General features: G+C 41.7%; 20 protein-coding genes and 2 pseudogenes. 2 read left to right on the forward strand and 20 right to left on the reverse strand.

The features are described from left to right. Positions 1-15: 15 nt before the first annotated feature. The 6 genes from hpf to hrcA form a co-directional block, all read right to left on the reverse strand. Positions 16-543: a ribosome hibernation-promoting factor, HPF/YfiA family gene (gene hpf, locus DW743_RS12215; protein WP_055218411.1), complete on the reverse strand. Its 528-nt coding sequence runs from the start codon at positions 541-543 to the stop codon at positions 16-18. 301 nt (positions 544-844) lie between these two features. Next, positions 845-1,621: a phosphoribosylformimino-5-aminoimidazole carboxamide ribotide isomerase gene (gene hisA / locus DW743_RS12220; protein WP_117761694.1), complete on the reverse strand. Its 777-nt coding sequence runs from the start codon at positions 1,619-1,621 to the stop codon at positions 845-847. Between the two features lie 167 nt (positions 1,622-1,788). After that, positions 1,789-2,997, reverse strand: coding sequence for a molecular chaperone DnaJ (gene dnaJ, locus DW743_RS12225; RefSeq protein ID WP_117761695.1), 1,209 nt, complete (start codon positions 2,995-2,997; stop codon positions 1,789-1,791). A 225-nt stretch (positions 2,998-3,222) separates the two neighbouring features. After that, a complete protein-coding gene (gene dnaK / locus DW743_RS12230; protein WP_117509603.1) occupies positions 3,223-5,100 on the reverse strand; it encodes a molecular chaperone DnaK in 1,878 nt (625 codons plus the stop codon). Positions 5,101-5,166: 66 nt separating this feature from the next. Next, positions 5,167-5,778: a nucleotide exchange factor GrpE gene (gene grpE, locus DW743_RS12235; RefSeq protein ID WP_055218747.1), complete on the reverse strand. Its 612-nt coding sequence runs from the start codon at positions 5,776-5,778 to the stop codon at positions 5,167-5,169. Positions 5,779-5,827: 49 nt separating this feature from the next. Beyond that, on the reverse strand, positions 5,828-6,886 hold the full coding sequence (hrcA, locus tag DW743_RS12240; RefSeq protein ID WP_022461073.1) for a heat-inducible transcriptional repressor HrcA: 1,059 nt from the start codon (positions 6,884-6,886) through the stop codon (positions 5,828-5,830). A 284-nt stretch (positions 6,887-7,170) separates the two neighbouring features. Between hrcA and DW743_RS12245 the strand changes: the two genes are divergently transcribed. Next, a complete protein-coding gene (locus tag DW743_RS12245; RefSeq protein WP_055218403.1) occupies positions 7,171-7,389 on the forward strand; it encodes a helix-turn-helix domain-containing protein in 219 nt (72 codons plus the stop codon). 77 nt (positions 7,390-7,466) lie between these two features. On the opposite strand, the gene DW743_RS12250 is transcribed toward DW743_RS12245, so the two are convergent. After that, entirely contained in the window at positions 7,467-7,832 is a 366-nt protein-coding gene (locus DW743_RS12250; RefSeq protein WP_022461735.1) for a hypothetical protein, read from the reverse strand. 172 nt (positions 7,833-8,004) lie between these two features. Here DW743_RS12250 and DW743_RS12255 point away from each other — a divergent pair, with 172 nt between their 5' ends. Continuing rightward, positions 8,005-8,223 carry a helix-turn-helix domain-containing protein gene (locus DW743_RS12255; RefSeq protein WP_055228291.1) on the forward strand — a complete coding sequence of 73 codons (219 nt, stop codon included), beginning with the start codon at positions 8,005-8,007 and terminating at the stop codon, positions 8,221-8,223. Positions 8,224-8,419: 196 nt separating this feature from the next. Here DW743_RS12255 and uvrB read toward each other — a convergent pair whose 3' ends face one another. The 13 genes and pseudogenes from uvrB to DW743_RS12325 form a co-directional block, all read right to left on the reverse strand. Beyond that, positions 8,420-10,408, reverse strand: a complete 1,989-nt coding sequence (uvrB, locus tag DW743_RS12260) for an excinuclease ABC subunit UvrB (RefSeq protein WP_117761696.1) — start codon at positions 10,406-10,408, stop codon at positions 8,420-8,422. Positions 10,409-10,742: 334 nt separating this feature from the next. After that, positions 10,743-11,150 (reverse strand): tyrosine-type recombinase/integrase, encoded by a 408-nt coding sequence (locus DW743_RS12270; protein WP_330418101.1) that lies wholly within the window; start codon positions 11,148-11,150, stop codon positions 10,743-10,745. After that, positions 11,071-11,727 (reverse strand): DUF3991 domain-containing protein, encoded by a 657-nt coding sequence (locus DW743_RS12275; protein ID WP_243004581.1) that lies wholly within the window; start codon positions 11,725-11,727, stop codon positions 11,071-11,073. Before DW743_RS12275 ends, DW743_RS12270 begins: the two co-directional genes overlap by 80 nt. A 112-nt stretch (positions 11,728-11,839) precedes the next feature. Next, on the reverse strand, positions 11,840-13,486 hold the full coding sequence (locus DW743_RS12280) for a P-loop NTPase fold protein (RefSeq protein ID WP_117761698.1): 1,647 nt from the start codon (positions 13,484-13,486) through the stop codon (positions 11,840-11,842). A 36-nt stretch (positions 13,487-13,522) separates the two neighbouring features. Beyond that, complete coding sequence (locus DW743_RS12285) at positions 13,523-14,224, reverse strand: RloB family protein (protein ID WP_055290367.1); 702 nt, start codon at positions 14,222-14,224, stop codon at positions 13,523-13,525. 2 nt (positions 14,225-14,226) lie between these two features. Continuing rightward, positions 14,227-15,582: an AAA family ATPase gene (locus DW743_RS12290; protein WP_117761699.1), complete on the reverse strand. Its 1,356-nt coding sequence runs from the start codon at positions 15,580-15,582 to the stop codon at positions 14,227-14,229. 232 nt (positions 15,583-15,814) lie between these two features. Continuing rightward, entirely contained in the window at positions 15,815-16,288 is a 474-nt protein-coding gene (locus tag DW743_RS12295; protein ID WP_117761700.1) for a JAB domain-containing protein, read from the reverse strand. Positions 16,289-16,386: 98 nt separating this feature from the next. Further along, the gene (locus DW743_RS12300; RefSeq protein WP_082432805.1) at positions 16,387-16,701 is read right to left on the reverse strand and encodes a hypothetical protein; all 315 of its coding nucleotides are present in this window, start codon (positions 16,699-16,701) and stop codon (positions 16,387-16,389) included. Continuing rightward, a pseudogene (locus DW743_RS12305) lies at positions 16,673-19,740 on the reverse strand (VaFE repeat-containing surface-anchored protein). Before DW743_RS12305 ends, DW743_RS12300 begins: the two are co-directional and overlap by 29 nt. A 265-nt stretch (positions 19,741-20,005) precedes the next feature. Next, positions 20,006-20,944, reverse strand: coding sequence for a ParB/RepB/Spo0J family partition protein (locus DW743_RS12310; protein ID WP_117761701.1), 939 nt, complete (start codon positions 20,942-20,944; stop codon positions 20,006-20,008). Then, the gene (locus tag DW743_RS12315) at positions 20,898-21,725 is read right to left on the reverse strand and encodes a ParA family protein (protein ID WP_117761702.1); all 828 of its coding nucleotides are present in this window, start codon (positions 21,723-21,725) and stop codon (positions 20,898-20,900) included. The genes DW743_RS12310 and DW743_RS12315 overlap by 47 nt, the downstream gene beginning before the upstream one ends. A 156-nt stretch (positions 21,726-21,881) precedes the next feature. Then, entirely contained in the window at positions 21,882-23,156 is a 1,275-nt protein-coding gene (locus DW743_RS12320; RefSeq protein ID WP_117761703.1) for a hypothetical protein, read from the reverse strand. 332 nt (positions 23,157-23,488) lie between these two features. Further along, a pseudogene (locus DW743_RS12325) lies at positions 23,489-23,752 on the reverse strand (DEAD/DEAH box helicase family protein); the annotation flags it as partial. Positions 23,753-23,800 lie beyond the last annotated feature (48 nt).

Here is a 23,800-nt window from a genome sequence, read left to right on the forward strand (position 1 = left end):
TTCTTTATTTACTTTTCAGCACTCCGGCTCGATCAGACCGTAGGTGTTGTTCTTTCTCTTGTAAACGACGTTTACTTCGTCGGTCTCTGCATTGCGGAATACGAAGAAGGTGTGTCCAAGAAGTTCCATCTGTACGCAGGCATCTTCCGGATACATTGGTTTCATGCCGAATTTTTTCGTACGGATGATCTGGATGTCTTCGTCCTCCAGATAGTCATGCTCCAGATATTCTTTCTGGAAGTTTCCTGCTTCCTGCTGTTTGTCGGCAATTTTGTTTTTGTATTTGCGAAGCTGGCGTTCGATGACTTCCTCTACCAGATCGATGGATACGTACATATCGTTGCTTACCTGCTCGGAACGGATGATATTTCCTTTTACCGGAATGGTAACCTCAATTTTCTGTCTTTCTTTCTCTACGCTTAAGGTTACAATGACATTTGTGTCAGGCGTAAAATATTTCTCCAGTTTGCCAAGTTTTTCGTTGACCGCGGCTTTTAATCCCTCTGTCACGTCAATATTTTTTCCGCTGATGGTAATTTTCATTATGCCCAACCCCTTTGCTCTCAAATTTTACAGGTTCTTCACTTCCCCTGTAAGTAACTCTAATTATAGCAATAGTTGTCTCTATTTGCAATAGTATTTAGAAAATTCATGAATATTTTAGAGTTTTTTCTGTTACAGTTCACTTGTATCTTATTTTTGACAGATTTCATGCTCGCATGAAAATCTGTCAAGAATAAGATACAAAGGGAGCGCCTGGTTATGAGCAAAAAGGAGCTGCGCAGCAGCGGAGAGCGCTGAAAGCGCGGTTTTGCGAATGGCGCGGGTGAACGTCCGTTTCCGCTTACCGGCGGCATACTGCCAGCACGTCTTCAAACTTCATTTTGCCGCCGAACAGATCCAGTGCACTGCCAATTGTCACATCGACGTGGTTGTTTCCCAGTTTTTTGAGCAGCTCCAGGTCTTCAAAACTTCCCACGCCGCCGGCGTACGTCACCGGAAAATCTTTCATCTTCGCAAGCAGTTCCACCAGCTCCGTCTCAATGCCGGAAGCCTTTCCCTCGACATCCACGGCATGGATCAGGAACTCATCACAGTATTCTGACAGGTGATGCAGCAGTTCCTCTGTCACTTCTTCGTCCGTGAACTTCTGCCAGCGGTCCGTCACGATATAGTATTTTCCGTCCCGCTTCCGGCAGCTTAAATCCAGTGTCAGCCGCTGCTTTCCTACCGTCGTCACCAGCTTGTCCAGATTTTCATAGAACACATGGCCGTCGCGGAACACATACGAAGTCACAATCACATGGCTTGCCCCCGCTGTCAGAAACTCGCACGCATTCTCCGCATCAATGCCGCCTCCCACCTGCAGGCCGCCCGGGTACGTCGAGAGTGCCAGCAATGCCTGGCGCTTCGTTTCCTCGTAAAACTCGGTACCTTCCTTGTTCAGCAGAATCACATGGCCGCCCGTAATGCCCTGCTCTTCGTACAGCTGCGCATAGTACGACGCATCCTGCTCCGAGACAAAATTCTCGCTCGCCTGATTTCCCTGATCTTTCAGCGATCCCCCGACAATCTGTTTTACTTTTCCGTTATGAATATCAATACATGGTCGAAATCTCATTTTCCCCGTTTCCTTTCTTTTCTCTCCCCTTAAGTTTTCCACATTATATCAAAATCCGACCATTCTGTGTATAAATTCACCAAATTTTCATGGTTCTTTCATAGAAAAGAAAGAAGAACCTGCTTTTTCCACAGATTCTTCTTTCTTTTCCGGCTTGCCACCGTTCTTTATTTATCGATGTCCTCAAAGGCCTCTTTCACTTTATCCATAAAGCCTTTTTTCTTCTTCGGCTGCTCTGCAGTTTCGCCGTCGGCTGCTTTTTCTTCTGCTGCCGGGCGGTTTCCGCAGGCTTCGTCGAAGGCGCGGAGGGCCTCTTTTGCTTTCTCATTCAGTTTCGTCGGAGTCTGGACTACGAGTGTTACGTAGTGATCACCGCGCACATTGCTGTTGCGAAGGGACGGAACACCTTTTCCCTTCAGACGGATCTTCGTATCGGTCTGGGTTCCCGGTTTTACAGTGTAGAGAACGTCCCCGTCAACGGTGCTGATCTTCACATCACCGCCGAGTGCTGCCTGGGCAAACGTAATCGGTGCAGTGGAGAAAATGTTCATATCCTGTCTCTGGAAGATCGGATGACGGGTTACCTGAACCTCGACAAGCAGATCTCCTCTCGGTCCGCCGTTTACACCCGGCTCACCTTTTTCACGGATCCGGATGCTCTGTCCATCGTCGATTCCAGCCGGAATGTTGACCTGAATGCGTTTTCTGCTGGATGTATAGCCCGTGCCGTGGCATGCGGTACATTTATCGCGAATGATCTTTCCGGTTCCGTTACAATCCGGACAGGTCGTCACGTTTCTCACAGAACCGAACATGGTCTGCTGTGTGTACGTAATCTGACCAGTTCCGTTACATTTGGAGCATGTCTCCGGTGAAGTTCCTGGTTTTGCGCCGGTTCCGTGGCACGTTGTACAGGTATCCTTCAGGTTGATCTCGAGCTCTTTCTGGCATCCGAAAACAGCTTCCTCAAACGTAATGTGGACAACAGCGCGGAGGTTTGCTCCCTTCATAGGTCCATTGTTTGCTCTTCTTCTGCTTCCGCCGCCACCGAACAGGTCGCCGAAAATATCGCCGAAGATATCACCCATATCTCCGCCGCCAAAGTCGAAGCCGCCGAATCCGCCGGCTCCTGCGCCGCCACCGCCGTTTTCAAATGCAGCGTGGCCAAACTGATCGTACTGACGCCGTTTGTCCGGATCACTCAGCACGCCATAGGCTTCTGTCGCCTCTTTAAATTTTGCCTCGGCCTCTTTGTCGCCCGGGTTCATATCCGGATGGTATTTCTTGGCCAGTTTACGGTATGCTTTTTTTAATGTTGCATCGTCCGCTCCGCGGTCTACGCCGAGGACCTCGTAATAATCTCTTTTTTCTGCCATTTATGTTCACCTTTTCATTTCTGTTCCACAAATTTCATCTTTGCAGAAATGTTTTTCCGCACGCTCCAGTATAGCACTTTTCCGAAAGCAATACCAGCATAAATACAGGGGGCGGAATGTATTTTCCGTCCCCTGCAAACATTCGCCTCACAGGGCTTTTTGCGTTTATTTACTTATTGTTTCAACTCACAGTCGGTATTTTCACGGAGTGTGACATGCCGAAAATTAAACCTCTTTGTAGTCAGCGTCTACGACATCGTCGTCATGGCCGCCTGCTGCTCCTGCATTTCCCATATCCGGGCCTGCACCTGCTGTTCCGGCACCAGCGCCTGCTGCTCCGCCCTGCTGCTCATACAGTTTTGCAAACAGTTTCTGAGCGCTTGTCATCAGTTTTTCCTGAGCTGCTTTCAGATCAGCTACCTGTGCATCGGTCATTTCTTCCGGATTGCATTTTGCAATGAGATCTTTCAGTGCGTTCAGGTCAGCTTCTACTGCTGTTTTGTCGTTTGCATCAAGCTTGTCGCCGACTTCCTCGATTGCTTTCTCGGTCTGGAATACCATGGAGTCTGCATCGTTTCTTGCGTCGATTGCTTCTTTTCGTTTCTTATCCTGAGCCTCGAACTCAGCAGCTTCTTTGACTGCTTTGTCGATCTCGCTGTCGGACATGTTAGAGCCTGCGGTGATGGTGATGTGCTGCTCTTTTCCTGTTCCAAGGTCTTTTGCAGATACATTTACGATACCGTTGGCATCGATATCAAAGGTAACCTCGATCTGCGGAACGCCTCTTCTTGCTGGCGGAATTCCATCCAGACGGAACTGGCCGAGGGATTTGTTGTCTTTCGCGAACTGACGCTCACCCTGTACTACGTTGATATCTACTGCTGTCTGGTTATCTGCTGCTGTTGAGAAGATCTGGCTCTTCTTGGTCGGGATTGTGGTGTTACGCTCGATCAGACGAGTTGCAATACCTCCCATGGTCTCGATGGACAGAGACAGCGGAGTTACATCCAGAAGAAGGATATCGCCTGCGCCGGCGTCTCCTGCAAGTTTACCACCCTGTACGGAAGCACCAAGTGCTACGCACTCATCCGGGTTCAGGCTCTTGCTCGGCTCGTGTCCGGTCAGCTGTCTTACTTTATCCTGTACAGCCGGGATACGGGTAGATCCGCCTACCAGAAGGACTTTGGAAAGCTCGGATGCCTGAAGGCCTGCATCAGAAAGTGCTCTCTGTACCGGCTCTGCGGTTTTCTCTACCAGGTCGTGGGTCAGCTCATCGAATTTAGCCTTTGTCAGGTTCATATCGAGATGTTTCGGGCCATCTGCGGTTGCAGTGATGAACGGCAGGTTGATGTTGGTTGTAGTTGCGCTGGAAAGCTCTTTCTTTGCTTTCTCTGCTGCTTCTCTGATTCTCTGCAGAGCCATTTTATCATTGGAAAGATCTACGCCTTCCTGTTTCTTGAACTCAGCAAGGATATAATCTGTTACTTTCTGGTCGAAGTCATCGCCGCCCAGACGGTTGTTTCCTGCTGTGGAAAGAACTTCGATAACGCCGTCACCGATCTCGATGATGGAAACATCGAAAGTACCGCCGCCAAGGTCGTATACCATGATCTTCTGCTCATTTTCGTTGTCCAGTCCGTATGCCAGAGCTGCTGCGGTAGGCTCGTTGATGATACGTTTTACATCAAGACCTGCGATTTTACCGGCATCTTTGGTTGCCTGACGCTGTGCGTCATTGAAGTAAGCCGGAACTGTGATAACTGCTTCTGTTACTTTCTCACCAAGGTAGTTCTCTGCATCACCTTTCAGTTTCTGAAGAATCATAGCGGAGATCTCCTGCGGAGAGTATTTCTTTCCTTCGATGTCTACTTTATAGTCAGTACCCATCTCACGTTTGATAGAACGGATGGTTCTGTCTGCGTTTGTTACAGCCTGACGTTTTGCCGGCTCGCCGACCAGACGGTCACCTGTTTTTGTGAATGCTACGATAGATGGAGTTGTTCTTTCACCCTCTGCGTTTGCGATAACGGTTGGTTTTCCACCTTCCATAACGGCTACACAGCTGTTTGTTGTTCCTAAGTCAATACCAATAATTTTGCCCATTGTTGTTTCCTCCTCAATGAATTATGCTAAAAAATGGTTTAATTTCTATTTATTTATCTTCAAGGCTTAGTTAGCCACCTTGACCATACTGTGACGGACTACGGAACCTTTGTACATGTAGCCCTTCAGGAACTCTTCTACGACGATGTTCTCGCCGGCTTCCTCATCCTCCACATGCATCACTGCGTTGTGCAGGTTCGGATCGAATTCCTTTCCAACGGCCTCGATCACGGTTACACCGAGTTCATCGAGTGCTGTGGTAAACTGTTTGTATACTTTATTCATGCCGTCTGCGAACGGATCTTCCTCCGGGTTTTCCACCGTTGCAAGTCCGCGCTCGAAGCTGTCAACAACCGGAAGAATCTTCTCGATGATGTCTTTTGCTCCAATGGCATACATATTTGCTTTTTCTTTTTCGGTGCGTTTGCGGAAGTTATCGAACTCTGCCATCTGACGGGTCAGGCGGTCAGTCAGCTCTTCGATTTTCTCATCTTTTTTATCTTTTTTCTTTTTGAAGAACTTTCGTTCTTTGCCATCCTCAGCAGTTTCTTCTGCAGCTTCCGCTTCTTTTGCCTCTGCTGCTTTCTTTGCTTCTTCCTGCTCCGCAGCCGGTTCGGTTTCCGGCAGATCGGTCTCTGCTCCGGTTTCTTTTTCCATCTCGCGTGTAGGTTCTTCCATGGTTTCCTCTTTCTTTCTATTTTCTTCGCTCACTGATCATTCCACCTTTCTACTCACCTGTGTCCGGCTTTTTGAAGACGGCGTCCAGTTGAACTTTTAATGTTTTCAGGTTATCTACCACATTTTCGTAATCCATCCGCTTTGGTCCCACGATACCGATTGTTCCGCGCATACCGTTTCCCATATCGTATGTGGTGGTGACCACGCTGCAGTCCCGTAAGGGTTCCATCGAAGATTCATTTCCGATGTATACCTGAATACCGGTATTTTCCTCTCCGTCCTGCTCCTCGGCAGCTCCTTTGATCATATCGACCAGTTTCTGCCGTTCCTCGAATGTGGAAATCAGCTGGCTGGCTTTGCTGCTGTCGGAAAGCTCAGGGTACTTGAAAATGTTGGTTGCGCCGCTGGTGTACACCGGCACATCTTCTTCGCTGACTGCGATGGCTTCCGCTACGGTATCGACCACTTTGCTGATGATGCCGGAGTGGATGCCTGCCTGCTCTTTCATCTTCTTGATCATGCCAAGATTGATTTCTTCAATGGTCAGGCCATTGAGCTGTGTGTTCAGAAGCAGGTTCAGCTTTAATATCTGTTCATCGTTGATGGTCTCGTCGAGGTCGATCATCTGGTTTTTCACCAGGTTGCCTTCTACGACGATGACGGCCAGGAGCTGCTCTTCATTGACTTTTGAGAGCTGGATGAATTTCACTTTATTTCTGTGATATTCCGGTCCTGTAATCAACGTTGCATAGTTGGTAGATGAAGCGAGGACTTTGACAACCTGCTGCAGAACTTTTTCCATTCGGTCTGTTTTTTCAATGACCATGTTTTTGATGTCTGCAACTTCCTGTTCTTTTTCCCGCATCAGCTCATCTACATAGAGGCGGTAGCCTTTATCGGAAGGAATGCGTCCTGCGGAAGTGTGGGGCTGTAAGATGTAACCCATCTCTTCCAGATCGGACATTTCATTCCGGATTGTGGCGGAGCTTAAATTCAAATCCGTGTATTTGGAAATCGTTCTTGAGCCGACCGGCTCGCCCGTTTCCAGATACGTCTGGATGATCGCTTTTAATATTTTTCTTTTTCTTTCATCCAATTCTGTATCCACTAAGATAAGCTCCTTCCTGTTGTATAGTCCTGTTAGCACTCGTTTCAGTGGAGTGCTAACATCTATGCTCTTAAGATAGCACTCTGCCTTTTGTTTGTCAACACCTTTTCCCGGTTTTTCTATGAAGAAATTGTGAAAAAAGTATAAACCGTTTTCTTTCTGAAAAGGAATCTGACTTTTCTTTTTTATTGCATTCTACTGTTTCAAAGGCGCTATAGCCGTATGGTAGGATTCTGCCATTTCGATACGACCATTTAGTAGCATTTTCTCAGAGGTGATGAATCATGAAATATCAGAGACTGGAGGATCTGCGCACGGACCACGATCTGACGATCCGCCAGGTTGCCGACTATCTCGGCTGCAACCGCGATGTGTATACCCGATATGAAAAAGGCGTCCGGCAGCTGCCGATCTCCATTGCCATCCGTCTGGCGGAGCTGTATCAGGTCAGTCTGGATTATCTGGTCGGCATCAGCGATGAGAAGCGGCCGTATGGATCCTGACTTTCCGGTGTCTCCGCCGCAGCAAAAGCAGGAGGACAGTTTTTCTTTTCCCTGTCCTCCCTGTTTTGCTTTTTCGTTTACAGATTCTGCAGATATTCCATCATCCGCGTTTCGCTGAGTTTCCATCCGTCCGGCTCCCCGCAGAGATACAGCGTAAAATGCCCGCACGGGACTCCGTTTTCCAGGTGGATGCCGGTATACAGTTCTACAATGAGGAGTTCTTCTGCTTTTTCTTCATATATATTAGTGATCTGATAGATGCGCTCTCCCTTTTCGTCCACCGGCCATTCTTTCTTCAGCACATCCCTCAGACGGCTCTCCTGCCCCTGCGCTTCGCATTCTTCCTCCCGGCTGATCATTTTTTCAAACGCTTCCGGCGTCTCCATCCGTTCCACTATATTCTGGACAAAATCTTCTATTTCTATTCTTTCTGCTTTTCCCATTCGTTCCCCCATTTCTGCCGTACATATTTTTCTGTTTTCTGCACAGGCTGTCTTCACCCGCCGTTTCTCTCTCCCGCCCTATTCTCCAATTTGCGACCATATGATCTGATTTAACTTTGTCCATCCAACCGTTTGGTAGTATGGGTTTGAATCTGAAAGGATGGTACAACGTATGAAATACCAGAGAATTGAAGATATGCGGATTGATCAGGATCTCACCATCAAAGAGATTTCTGCCCTGCTCGAATGCAACCGCGACGTCTATTCCCGCTACGAAAAAGGAATCCGCGACATCCCGATCGACTATGTGATCCGACTTGCACGGTTCTATGACTGCTCGGTCGACTATCTGCTGAGTGTCTCCAGTAAAAAGAGAAAATTCGGCGATTAATTTTTTTATTGTTGTCTTTTTATTTTTGTGTTTTTCGTTTTGATGCGACCGTTTGGTCGTATTTTATATTATAATGGTATTCTTATTTTGCGTCAATTCTGAACAAGAAGGAATCAAAATCGGACGCAAAAAAGCGTGCCGGAAAGTTTTCTGTCGCTTTTCCGGCACGCTTTTTTTCATGCTCTTTTCTTCTTTTTTATTCTTCCATGTCATCCAGGCTCTTCTTCAGTGTGATCATTTTGTCACGCAGCTCGGCGGCCATTTCGAAGTTGAGTTCGGCGGCAGCGGCTTTCATCTGTTTCTGTACCTGGCCGATCAGTTTTTCCAGTTCTTCGCGGCTCATGGACTCCGGGTCTTTTTCCATCTTTTCTTCTGTCTTTGCCACTTCTTTCGAAATGCTGATGAGATCGCGGACGGCTTTTTTGATGGTGGTCGGAGTGATGCCGTGTTCTTTGTTGTAGGCTTCCTGCAGGGCACGGCGGCGCTTCGTCTCGTCGATCGCGAGTCGCATGGAATCGGTCATCACATCGGCGTACATGATAACATGGCCCTCGCTGTTTCGTGCGGCACGGCCGATGGTCTGGATCAGGGAGGTTTCGGAACGCAGGAAACCTTCTTTATCGGCATCCAGGATCGCCACGAGTGTGATTTCCGGGATGTCGAGACCCTCACGCAGAAGGTTGATGCCGACGAGCACATCGAAGACATCGAGACGCATATCACGGATGATCTCGGTCCGTTCCAGGGTGTCGATATCGGAGTGCAGGTAGCGCACGCGGATGCCGGCCTCTTTCATATAGTCGGTCAGATCCTCTGCCATACGCTTCGTCAGCGTCGTCACGAGAACTTTGTTGTGTTTTTCAGTTTCTTTCTTTACTTCCGAAATCAGATCGTCGATCTGTCCCTCCACCGGGCGCACCTCGACATCCGGGTCGAGAAGGCCGGTCGGGCGGATGATCTGTTCGGCGCGCAGCAGCTCGTGGTCTGCCTCGTAGTCGCCCGGCGTGGCAGATACGAAGAGGATCTGATCGATCCGGTCCTCGAACTCGCCGAAGTTCAACGGGCGGTTGTCTTTTGCGGACGGCAGACGGAATCCATAGTCCACCAGCGTCGATTTCCGCGACTGGTCGCCGGCATACATGCTGCGGATCTGCGGAACAGTCTTATGCGACTCATCCACGATGATGAGGAAATCATCTCCGAAATAGTCCATCAGTGTGTAGGGCGGCTCGCCTGGCTTTAATCCGGAGAGGTAACGCGAATAGTTTTCGATGCCGGAACAGATGCCGGTTTCTTTGAGCATCTCAATATCGAAATTGGTCCGCTCCTCGATGCGCTGGGCCTCGATCAGTTTTCCCTCGTGCTTGAAGAACTTCACCTGCTCTTCCATATCCTTTTCAATCTCGCCTGTTGCTTTCAGGATCGTGTCCATCGGCACAACGTAGTGGGAGGCCGGAAAGATTGCGATGTGGTTCAGTTCACATAAGATTTCACCCGTCAGCGTATCGATCTGCACCAGACGGTCAATCTCATCCCCGAAGAACTCGACGCGCACCGCCTTGTCCGTCTCCTCCGCCGGAAAAATCTCCAATACATCACCGCGCACGCGGAACGTACCTCGGTGGAAATCCATATCATTCCGGTCATACTGAATATCAATCAACTGCCGGATCACATCGTCCCGGTCCTTTTCCATTCCCGGGCGGAGCGAAATAATCATCTCCATGTAGTCCTTCGGGCTTCCGATTCCATAGATACACGAAACACTGGAAACCACAATGACATCGTTCCGCTCACTCAGTGCAGAAGTCGCGGAAAGCCGCAGCTTATCAATCTCATCGTTCCGCGCAGAGTCCTTCGCAATATACGTATCCGAAGACGGCACGTAAGCCTCCGGCTGGTAGTAGTCGTAGTAGGAGACAAAATATTCCACTGCGTTCTCAGGGAACATCTCCTTGAACTCTCCGTACAACTGAGCTGCTAACGTCTTATTATGAGCGATGACAAGCGTCGGCTTCTGTAATTGCTGAATCACATTTGCCATCGTAAAAGTCTTTCCAGAACCCGTAACCCCTAGTAAAGTCTGGCATTGATTGCCTTCCTTGAACCCTTTCACAAGCTCTGCTATCGCCTGTGGCTGGTCTCCGGTTGGCTCGTATGGGGCTTTTAATTTGAACTCATTCATGGTAAATTCCTCCATTTGTGACTTTTACTATGACCACTATCAGCCAAAAATTCGTATCCGGATTCGTAACGAAAAGCTCATTTTTATGGTGAATAGATGTCTTTTTCACCTCGTTACGAATAAAAGTCACAAAACTGATTTTTGCGGATAAAACAGCACTCGGAAATACCTGACGATACCAGGCTCCGGTTCTGTCATATTTTTACTGTTTGTTCTTGTAACAGTCCCTATTATATCAGACATTTTTTTGAAAGTATATAGATGAAGGTAAGAAAAAGTACAAATGTTCGATTTTTATTTGTACTTTTCTCTCTTACTACTATTCTATTTTTTATCATGCTGCGTTGAAATATTCCTCCAGGATTAAGTCTATTTCAATCACTTCTGAATAATCATAATACTGATCTTTCCGCTCTTTTGGAATAACTTCTTCAATAAATGGTTCCAATACATCCAGACAGTCTTCTATGATTTCCTGCGTATCTCCATAGATATCTACTGATATGATTTCCTTGGCATGTCCCAATAAATGCGAAATACCTTTTGAATTAAAGCTATTCTTCAGCAAAATAGTTGCATAGGTATTTCTCAACTGGTGAAAATGAATATCAGGCAAATCCAAGGATTTCAACAAGTCTTTATAGTATTTCTGATGAAAACCTTTACTCCTTCCCCTCCAATTTCTGCAATGTTGCATAAGATAGCAGATCAATGGCTGACTCAAACAGATGCACCGTATCATTGGGTTTTTCTGTAAAAATGGAAAAAGAGTAATTCTTATCGCTTCCATTTGCTTCTCCGATAAAACTGGTTCCGATTCCCCTAATAGCTGCATATTTCGGATTTCCTTTCTCATCCATCCCTACAAACACCGTATTATGATGAAATTCACTTTCATAAACTCTTCCAGACTCTAAGCAAAACTGAATGATTTCATTATCAATCCCACGTTCAGAAAGATACGCAATCACTTTCTGATTATCTTGATTTTTCCTTGGCAACAGTAACTGTTTCTCCATCGGAACATTCTCAGATACAAAAAGAGGCGGCTGAATATTTGCCCGTTCTGCAAGCAATTCAACCGCCTCTAAAAAACTGTATCCTCTTACTTTGATCAGATAATCCAGTGCTGATCTGCCACCGGTTCTCTGACTCCACCACATCCATTTCCCATTTGATATTTTCAAACTATCGTGTGTTCTGGTAGTGTAGGTGTTGCCAGAAAAGTGAACTAATTCGTATGGTTCATAATTTTTCAAGTACGTAAGCAAATCCATCCGCTTGACCTCCCGCACGACCGATGGTGGTATATATGGCATAATTTTCATCTCCTTTCTTGCCTTAGATTGATATTATTGGGGATAATATCCGGGCATGAAAATAGCCAGGTGATTCCTTGAGTTGGAACCATCTGGCTATGTAAATTTACTTTTACTTTTTTACTATCTCCTCAATCAAAACATCTATTCTATGCCTTGACATATTATCACAATCTTCTTTTATTTTTTCACAATACTGCAAGAATTTTTCAGCATCTGAATGATACAAAACATACATAATATTATAACACGTATGATATCTATCCTCATCCACATTGTCTACTGGAAAAGAAATTTTATTATACAAATTGTCTATCTCTGATATGATAATATCATGATAATAACTACTATCAAAATTATTTCTAAGTTTATATGAATACTCATAAGCCTTTTTCCCATGAGTTGTTTTTTTCAAATATCCCACATATGTCTCTATTAAAAATTTCATCATTTCTTTATTTTCTTCTTGATATATTCTTTTTGTCTTTTCCGATGACATGTGAAACAAATCATATGAATACGATAGCATTTCCTCTTTCCCATCTAAAACAGTTTTTTCCAGCATTTCTTCTAAAATATTTCTATATTCTGATAAAACACTTTCATTATTTTCCTCTAAAACATCACTCCAAACAACATACGCATCTGCAAATTCATTTAATTCTGCTAAACTCTTTGCTTCAAGCATTTTCTCTCTTAAAATAGGTAATACACTCCTTATTTCCTCATCTGACTTATAATAGTTAGGCTTATCTCCTGAATTAAGAAATAACTTGTATTCAGCCTCCAATTGTTCTTCATTTAGTACCCCTTCCTCATAATATTTCAGTATCATTTCTACCAAATTTGTACTACACTTTATTCCATAAAGATATCTGCCAATTCTATGCTGAAGCATATTTCCAATCGTATTTGTCATTTTTTCTACAGAATCAGTATTAGTATTATCAGAATCAATTTCTTTATAGTACAAGTTTTCTATACTCTCCACAACAACAGCAAAGCATATTAACCTTAATTCTTCTTTAAATTGCTCACTCATGTCACTATTACAAAACAATTTTACATCTTCAAAAAAACGTTGCGCCTTTTCGAGCGTCCGTAAATTTTTGACTTTATGGATTTCCAAGAATTTTTCAACAAAGTCTGCATGGATATTCATTTTACTCCATGTCACTTTCTCTGCACGTTCTGTAATATGATATATTCTTTCAATGACCTTTTCATTATACTTTTCAAATACAACTTTTTTGTCCGATTGTATTTCATCTGTATTCGCAATCACAATAACTTTTACATAATTACATTGCTTGAGTTCTTCTATAATTCCAAATATATCTTCCAAATTTATGTCATCACTCATTCTTTCCAAGTCATCTATTACAATAATATGAACAGAAGTAAACTCTTTTGACAATAATAAAAACAATTCTCTTTCATTGGCAATGCTTTGTACTACTTCCTTTGCCTGACCAACTTTATCCCAAATTTTCGATAGACCATCTAAAACATTATTAGCAATTTCACCTATTTTCCCACCAATATTATTCTTTAAAGCCAATTGAAATAACGCTTCATGATATATTTGTTTTGGGTCTTTTAAACCAAACATTGATATTTTACAAACATTGGGATTTGCTTCTAATGCCTCATTTACCGCATAAGATTTTCCAATTCCCCATGTTCCATCAAATAAAATTGCTCTATACGGTAGATGATCTATGTCACTGATTATATTTTTTATATTATCTGCTTTCATACTGTATCTTTCCATCCCTATTTTTCATCTAACAACTTATTTTCCATCATCATTCCGAATATCATCAATAATCCGACCAATATTACATGTAATCTGTCCCTTACACTGATGAATATCCTCATTGATTTTCTTTTCCTGCTCAATAGCAATCTCTATATTCTTCGCCAGTTCTCCAATTGCAGAATTCTTTTTGGGATTGATTCCTGTTCTGGCAAGTAACAGCTTATAGATAAATGTCTGATGTCCATCTTTTTCATTCTGGATAATCTGTTCAGCATTCGGCTCAATATCATCTTCATATGAATTTTCATAATGTAACAGCAGGAACAATTCAAATGCTGGATTGCTAACCGCTAATATATTATTCTTTTCACCTTCTGCTACTAGTTCATCATAATCAAGTACTTTTTCTTCAAAAATATCTCCATCAAATACAACAATCATCTTATCCCGTTCTTTATCAAACGCTATTTCCGGATTTTCTTTCTGATTTTCTGCAAATTCAATCAAACGTCTTGGAAATGAAATGTCCCTGTCTCCCTCTGTTTTTTCAAGTAACCGGATATCGATCAATGGATGAATATTTAACTCTTTTCGGATATCAATTAACTTTTTGAAATACCATGTTTCAGTATTTGCACCCTCACATATGAAAAAGTACTTACGATAAGGCTCAATCTGTTCTTCTTCATCTGTAGTTCTGCTATTCCAATTCGTATAACTTCTTACTGGAGCCAAGGCTACTCCTCCTCTCTAAAGTCGAATGTTGAAAATACCGGTATCGCACCATATCTTCCTTCCAGATATGCCTTGCTCAACACCTTATCATACCTCTCCTTGAAACGATCTAAGGAATAAATAGAGCTTGCATTTTCTGCGTTACGTTCTACAAACCAGATTTCATCCCTTCTAAAAATAGCCTGATCCATAATGGATGATTCATGTGTAGTGAACAATAGCTGCATACGCTGCTCATCATGTAGCTGCATAAACAATTGCAAAAATCGTTCTGTCAGCTTCGGATGTAAGCTTCTCTCCAATTCATCCACAACATAAAGAACATCTTCTCGTTTATTCAACAGCATATCCATCAAATCGAATAATCTTCTTGTTCCATCAGACTCTTCATCAAAACCGAACTCATAAAATGACTTATTATGATGCAACCGGATTGTTGTGACCTTCGGTTCAGAATGTCCTTCAACTTCGATATTAAAGAAAGTTTCCTTCGACCTCATCGTCATTCTGAATGATGGTTCTTCCTGCTCTTCCATTCTATTTTTTACATGCTGCATCATCTTATCAAATACTGATTTCGGCAATGCATTTGATAACTCATCCAATGTAATTTCTTCAATTTTTACCTGGCTGATACCCGTATCAAATGTTTTGATCAATTTGTTAATCAGCTTCAGCGAATTATCATCATAATAATATTCCAAATCAATCAATGGCGTATCCGGTGTGATAATCGAAATATGATTCTGAATCCAATCATATACATCCCGGAAGAACAATAATTTAGATCGTGTGCTATATTTTTTTCCACGATTCATTTCTGTCAGGAACAAAGATGTTTCATTTCCTTCAAAATCATCTGCATAGGTTTCAAATTTATTTTTTTCTGTGTTTATCAGCGTAATACCATCATTTAACACCGGACGTTTGCTTCCTTCTCGTTCAAAGAGACATTTTGCTGAACCATTCTGATATAATTCATATAACCATTCTCCGGTTACTTTTCGTCTGCTTAAAACTGCGGAAAAACCATAGGCATAAAATTTGTCACCTACAGTAATCTGAATTTCAAAACTACTTTCTCGTTCCTTATTCTCCTTCCGATTCTTACAAAACATCTGTGTAGCTTCTATCGGAATACCATTGCAGACACTATCTTTAAAAAATTTAAAGAACAATGCCAGATTGGTCTTTCCAGATGCATTTGCTCCATAAACTACTGCATATTTTAATAACTGGGTACTTTTTATCTTTAACCTGTGATTTGCATTTGTTCGTATTTTATTTGAGGAAATCATTGTCAGCTCTGCTGCTTTATCAAAAGATTTAAAATTTTCAACACTTACTTTTACTAACATTCTTATACACCTCCACCTTTATTATATGTTTTACTCTTCTCTCAGTCAATACAAATTCTCTTATTTAGAGATTTTTTCGTTATATATTGTTTCTTTTTCTATTTTTAACAATTTTATTTTGAGTTATGCATATAATATCAATGTATAAGTCAGCTTTTTGTAGCGACACTATTTTACTAATGCCGCTACATGAAATATTACAATAAATAAAAACTTCTAATTCTTTTTTCTTCTATCTCTCCCAATCCATCCTTCCTGTCACATTCAACATCTTTTCTTCTCGGAAGCTGAGCATCTTTCCATTAGTTCCACCGACAATGATATGATCCAGCAATTCTATCCCCAGTAGCTGTCCGCACTTCTGCAGCTTTCTCGTAACAATCATATCCTCTTTTGACGGTTTCACATTGCCACTGGGATGATTATGAAGTCCAATGATTGCAGAAGCATTTGCCAGAATACTGCTCTTAAAAACTTCTCTGGGAATTACCAAAGATGCATTGATTGTTCCAACACTGACCAGATTCATATTGATTACCTGTCCATTATTTTTCATATTCAGGATGCAAAATACTTCTCTGTCATATTGCGATAACTCCTTCACCATCAATTCTACAACAGCCTGTGGACTGTCCAACGTCTGCTCACTATAAAGAGACGGCTCTTTTACCAGACGGATATTCACAACTTCCAATTCATTCTCCATCCTTCTGATCTCCTTTTGGAAATTCTACAACCAAAAAAATATTACTCTCTGAAGATTCCACATATGATTTCAATTGTGATAATGTCATTTCCAAATATTTAGGTTGTTCCACCATAATCTGCTCCTTTCGTTTCTTCCTTTACTTCTTTTTTCCCTGACAAATAGCTTATCACTTTGTTTGCCTTAATGCTTTTCTGCAGCTCACTGATAATGCACAGATCTGCTACATTCACTCCCGGCAAAGCAAGCATTTCATCCATCGCCATATTGACAATCTCTTTTTCCGTTCCGTATCCGGCATCAAATAAACGCTGTAATACTTTTATTGCTTTCTGATTTTTTCCCATTTCATCATCAAAGGGCAGCTTATCGCCGCCCTCTGTTTTACTCCTCCTCTTCTTTCTTTTCTTCAATTCCTAATCTCTTAACCTGTTTCTTTTTATTCCAGATACGAACTCCTGTGATTCCGGCTGCTGATAATACCAGAATGGCTATCCATAAAATTGCATTTGCAGTGTCTCCTGTTTTCGGAGGGTTACTGGTTTTTGTAGTAGTACCCGGTGTCTCTGGGGTTGGTGTTTCCGGTACTTCTTTGATGGTTACAGTCTGACCTTCATCATTGATTTCCTTATGCTCTGTTACCTTTTTCGGTTCTTCCGGATTTGTTATATCATACAGTTCTTCAAAGGTTACAAGCTGTTTTCTTCCAAGAGTGCTGCCGTCGAAAGTAAACTCAATCTGCACTTCCATGTTTTCCTTGTCCGCTGTAAATTCATAATCATTGGTAACTTCTTTGCCATCAATGATCAGCTTTGCATTTTCTTCCTTAATCATCTGCCAACCAGACAATTTATACTTTGTACCGATTTCCAATCCTTCTAATGTAACTGTATCCACAATCGTCAGATCTTTTCCGGCTTCCATCTCTTTCTTGCCATTCTTATCAGTTGCTGTGGTATGAATCGAAATCTTTCGCTCCGTAATCAGGACTGTCTGACCTTCATCATCAATATCCTTATGCTCTGCAACTTTTACAGGTTCTTCCGGATTCTTCAGGTCATATAATTCTTCAAATGTAACCAGATTCTGTCCTCCAAGTTCTGATGCATCGAACGTATAAGAAATCTCTATTTTCATTTTCTCGCTGTCAGCAACAAAAGTGTAATCACTCTCCACACGTTTTCCATCAATGAGCAGTTCAGCATTTTCCTCTTTCAGCATCTGCCAGCCTTTCAACTGGTACTTTCTTCCTTCTTCCAGACCATCCAAAGTAACTGTATCCACAATCGTTACTTTCTTTCCTGCAACAATTACCTTTTCGCCCATTTCCTTGTCCGTTGCGGTTGTATGAATGGTAATCTCTTTTTCATACTCATCGGTCAATGTCCCAAGGCCGATGGTTACTTTATTTCTGCTGACAACAACTTCAAATGCCGGAATCAGCTTCATACCTTTGTTGGATTCACAAGCTAACTCCTCAATCTCATAAGTGTCATAAAGTAATGCACCTTTACTGTCATCCGGCTCAGAAGTTCCGAACCAGATTCCGTCCTCACTGGATTTCCCGGCATTTGTATTTCTCTTATGAGATGCCCAATTGGAAGCAGTTGAAAACTGACCGTTCTTATCTGTCACTACGATATGGCTCTCTCCGGTTGTTTTACTTGTAATCTTAAAAGGAACATTTGCAAGCCTCTTATGTGTACCTGCTCCAATCTTTACTCCTTCTAAATCTCCACGTTTAATCTGGTTGTAAATGGAATGGCTTTCGTCTGTTAAATCTACGATTTTTCCATTTTCCGTAATCGAAAATTCAATCGCTTTTGCCCCGTCAGTCAGATAACCTTCCGGTGCTTTGGTTTCTTCCAGTTTGTATTTACCATATGGAAGTAAATCTGCCGTCGTTGTTGCAATTCCGTCAATCCCTGTCTGAATCGCCTTAACTGTCTCGTTCTTTTTGTATAGCTTTCCTTCTACCAGAACCGAATTTTCGTTCAAAGAAATAATTGCAAATGCAGTATCTTTTAATGTGGCACTTCCCTGTGCTTTGGTATCTTTTGTCTCTAAATCACGTTTCTGAATCTTCACACCACCTCGGATTACCTGGTCAGATACGGAATACTGGTTGCTTCCGGAAAGAACTGCAAGTTCTCCGTCCTCTGTGATCTGTGTCAGATACATTCCTTTTATCTGTTCTGTAATGTCTCCTGCCTGCATATAAGCTCCGTCCAGTAAATATCCGTCTGGTGCTTTTGTCTCCTCAACAGTCAGTGTTCCAAGTGGTAATACGCTTTTTTCATTCTGAATGTAAAATGCATCTCCCGATACTTTGTAAGCATCTGACAGTTTTGTCACATAATGAATACTTCCATCACTGCTCTTTTCTGCCACCGTTTTTGTAACCCAAGTGCGTGTTGCTTTCTCTGGTAAGTTATCTTTTGTATAAAATCCGTCATAATAATGCCAGGTAAACTCTGCTCCTGACAGTGCTGCATTTCCCTGTGCGGTTGCTTTTCCTGTCTCCATATCAATCTTGAACAGATCTACCAATGTCTCTGTTACTTTCGGAACATCGGAAACATTTAATACGGCTGTCTTTCCGGCTTCAACTTTCAGACTGCGTACTGTCGTATCCAGCTTATATCCTTTCGGTGCAGAAAGCTCTTTGATGTAAACAGTCCCTACAGTTACTTCAACTTCATTCGTATCGCCATTTTCATTTGTTGTAAGTGTTCCAATCTGATTACTACAATTCTGGTCTAAAAATATGCCAAAGGTTGCTCCAACAATGGAATACATCGCATTTCCATTTGTGACAATCTCATTGGTGGTTGTCTTTTTTACCTTCGCATTTCCGACATTCAGTTCTGCCCAAAACTGTCCAAGATCCTGTCCTTCACCAGTATAGATATATCCGCCACATTTATAGCGACCTTTGTTTGCCTGTACAAATGCTCTCGCTCCTGCATACACTTCATTCTGAATATCCTGTGAAATCTCAGAATAAGCAGCTCGGACATTATCGCACTTCCAGCCCAACTGTTCACTGAGTCTCTGCCATACTACACACTGTTCCAGCAGATATCCTGATTTGCATTCAGGTTACTATGACTGCCTCTATACTGCTTTACATACTCCAGTGACAATGCCACATCTTCGATCTGTGTAGCACTCATGCTAGCACTTGCATCGTGTCTAGTTTTATACCCATTTTTGAATCCGGTGTTAATATCTACACAATAGGCGGTTTCGCCCTCTACTCGCATGTGACCTTCATTGAATGTAGAATGAATGGTTCCATCATTCATCACATGTTCAATATATCCGACTCTCTCTGAGGATTCCGTCCAATACTGTGTTTCCGCTGCCTGAACCGATGTGATCGGTAATGCAGTTAAAATCGTGGTCAGGGCAAGAATCCCTGTACACACTCGTTTCCATATCTTCTTCATTTTCTACAACTCCTTTCTTTTCAATCAAAAAAGACGTCCGTCTGGAACGTCTGCTGTTGTTTTATGCTGTTTGCTCCCTGCTGTCATGCAGGGTGTGGAAATCTCTGACCTGCCGAAATAAAAGATGTTCCCGGCTCCTTATTGTCTTTTCGGCTGGTAATCTGCTGGTAAACCAAAGGGGTAGGGTGTGGGGAGGGGAAAACAGGAAAAAGCTGATTTCTCATTGACCACCAACGGATAGACTTTTCCCTTGGTGTCAAAATGCCTATCGTTCCCTGCTTTTTTCCCGTTTCCGGTATAATTCCAGTGCTTTGATAATGGTTTCTTCCATTTTCTGCTGTGATGTTCCCGACGGGAAATATTTCTTCAGTCGGTTCTTCGGAATTTTCCACTGCTCTACCTGATTTGGCTTCTCTTCTGACATAATCGATAGCAAAACATCTTCATTCAACCTGCCCTCTGCTGAAAATTTGCGGATTTTAATTGCCTGTGCATGACTTGGGGTACAAGCCTCCGACTCCATGGTGTCGTATAATATCGCCTGTTCCTCTTTCGGCAAATAAGACAGTTCTACCGCCGGACGCATAGAAATCTTTTTGTCATCGACCATTTCAAGGATTTCCGGGATAAGTTCTGTAAGGCGGATATAACGGCGGATTGTATCTTTACTTTCACCTACTTGTTCTCCTAATAATTCATCAGAACGTTGCCCCCGTAAATGCGTCGCCACTGGCGACACATTTTCTTTACTAGGTCTACCTGCCTGTCGTTTCATTGCTTCCAGTCTCATTTTATAAGCAAATGCTTTTTCTGATGGTAATATTTCTTCCCTTTGAAGATTGCTGTCAACCATGACAATAACTGCTTCATCATCACTGAGATTTCTTACAATACAAGGTATATTTTCTAACCCTGCCAGTTCACTTGCCATTTTTCTACGGTGTCCAGAAATCATTTCATACCCACCTGTTGGCTTCTCTCTGACAAGAGCAGGAACCAATACACCATGTTCTCGAATACTTTCAATGGTCTCCACCATTTTATCATCCATTTTTACTTTAAATGGGTGATTCGGAAAATCACTGATGTCATAAACAGAAATATTTTTTACATGCTCCTGATTCTTCTGGTCTCTTTCTTCCCGCGTGGTAAAAAGGTCATCGGCTGAGGGAAGATTCATGTTTATTTCTTTGCTTTTCGCCACACTGAATCACCTCCCTCGTAAATTCTGCATACGCCTTTGCAACAGTTCCATTCTTGTCATACTCATAAATGCTCTGTCCTGCTGCACTGCTTTCTGCCGCTGTGATAGCCACTGGAATAACCGTTTTGAAAATTCGGATATGTTTCCCGTAATTTTCTCGAAGGCTATCCTCTGTTGTCTTGGCAAGTTTTGTCCGCATATCTGCAATCGTCAGTAATACTCCATCAATCTTCAGATTGGGATTTAGCTGTCTTTGTACCTTACCGATTGTTTTCATTAACTGCGTCATACCTTTTAATGGAAAATAATGAGCCTGAACTGGAACAATTACACTGTCTGCGGCAACTAATGCATTGATAGTCAACATTCCCAAACTAGGCATACAATCAATCAGGATATAATCATAATCCTTTTTCAAATCTGACAGATACAGCTTTAAAGTCTGCTCCCTGCTCATGGCATTTACCAGTGAGATTTCCATGCCCGATAGCTCGATATTAGTTGGAATAATGTCTACTCCTTCTTTATGGTGTAAAATACCTTCATTATACACAAATGGTTCATCTTGTAATATTTTCTTCATCTGTGTATCCAACGTAATCGGAAGATTATCTGCATCAGTCCACCCTAATGCGGTTGTTAAGTCTCCCTGTGGATCAGCATCGACCAATAATACTTTTCGCCCCTGATGTGCAAGACCGATTCCCAGATTCAATGTCGTTGTGGTCTTTGCGCATCCTCCCTTCTGATTTGCAAGAGCGATTACTTTACACTTGGTCATATGATTTCCTCCTTCCTTGAAAAATTTAATAGCCAATCCGTTTTACGTGACTGGCTATGTATAAATAAAAATGGGCATGAAAAAGCCGACTGACTCGTAATTTGAATCAATCGGCTATGTATTTTATTTATCACAAATATTTTTTACAAATTGTATTTAGCTTAAATAATTGTCCAGTTCATCAAATTGAACATCTCCTAAATTCATTAAATACAAATAAAAACGCATGATACATATTTTATTAGAAAATTCTTTCTTCCACCAAAATTCTCCACATTTCTTACTAATTTCTTTTTTATACGCCGTACATATAGGAAGTAATGCACAACTTGTTTGTTTATTCATAATAGTTTGTTGTAATGCATATGGTGCTAGTAGAAAAATCAAATGTTTATCATCTTTACTATAAAGTTTTCCTGTTTTATCAATTAGTAATGGATTTTCATTTATTTTTATTAACTCCCGCATGCGAGCTTTTCTCAACAAAATATCCTCGTCTTCTAATATATAGATCAATGTATTCCGAAATTTTTCTTCATTTTCTATCATATGTCTATATGTACTTTTTAACCAATTATTACAATATTTCAAATCACACATAAATGGACTATACAACTTTTCTACGGTTACTTCATTTTCAATTATTGGTAATGCATAATCTATTCTTTCTTCTAAATTCTTTATTTGATTTTCATTAACCTCTTGCATTAGATTCCTAGCAATTTCAAAAATATCTTCCATTTTCTTTGGAATACTTTTTAAATCTTTGATTCTTTTTACTAACATATAAAACGTATATCCTGGAAAATGAGACATTAAAGAAGCATAACATAAAGCAATCATAATTTGAATACTATCACATGAAGTTCCTATAATTTCTTTATACACGATCTCACATGAATTATATGGTAAAGATTTTTCATAATCATTAGCATTAAAAAACAGTTTTTCAAACAAATATGCCATGTTTTCAGCTACTGCTTCTCCACCAAATTGATATTCCTTTTCATCATTATATTGCACTATTACAGATGGTTTGAATAAATCCATATATTGTGGATAATCTTCTTCATAATATTCTTTATCTTCTAAAATCTCAATTCCATTTACTTTATGGCAAACTGTATCTGAAATATCTTCTATAGAATCTCCTGCGGCAGCCACAAATAGACTTGATACAAAGTCAGCTTCATCATTCAGTTTTAAATAACCAGAATAATTATCCGTTTGTATTTGTATAATCATATCTAAATAACGACTCAATCTATCCACTGACTGATCTATCCCATAACAAGTTCCAAAATCTTGAATAAAATGTATATATTCGTGCAAATATGCTGAATCCTTTTCTAATGTTACATTTTCTGGATTGCTATAATCTTCATTCAACTTCATTATAGCAAATGCTCTGTGATATTCTCCCTCAACCATTACTATTTCTCCAGTTTCTTCTTAATTATTTTATCATTTATTGTACCAAGTGTTTGGTTCTCATACACTATATTTTTCAATTATTATTAAAAAAGCCGACTGATGCTTAATTTGAATCAATCGGCTATGTAGCCTATAAAATATAAAATTTTTTTATTTTTGAAGTTCTTGTTTATTACATAAAAATGGCAATCCAAAGGTCACAAAAAGTCACACCCCCCCTATCCATTCGCCATTTATACCTCCTATGAACACCCCTTTATCCACAATATATGGATATTTGAGCATGGATACCCACTAAATATCACCCTATTTGTGACTCCTACCGACTAGGAGACAAAATATTCTACTGCGTTCTCAGGGAAGAATTCCTTAAACTCACCGTACAGCTGTGCTGCAAGTGTTTTATTGTGCGCTATGATCAAGGTTGGCTTATTTAACTGTGCAATAACATTTGCCATGGTAAAGGTCTTGCCGGAACCTGTAACGCCCAGCAAAGTCTCGCATTGATTGCCTTCTTGAAAGCCTTTGACCAGTTTTTCGATTGCCTGGGGCTGGTCGCCTGTAGGCTGGTATTCGGAGTGTAATTTGAATATTTGTTGTGAATTCTGCAAAAAAGCACCTCCTGGTTTTTAATATAAAAA

The sequence above is a fragment of the Blautia sp. AM28-27 genome (assembly GCF_003480905.1).
GTDB lineage: Bacteria > Bacillota > Clostridia > Lachnospirales > Lachnospiraceae > Fusicatenibacter > Fusicatenibacter saccharivorans.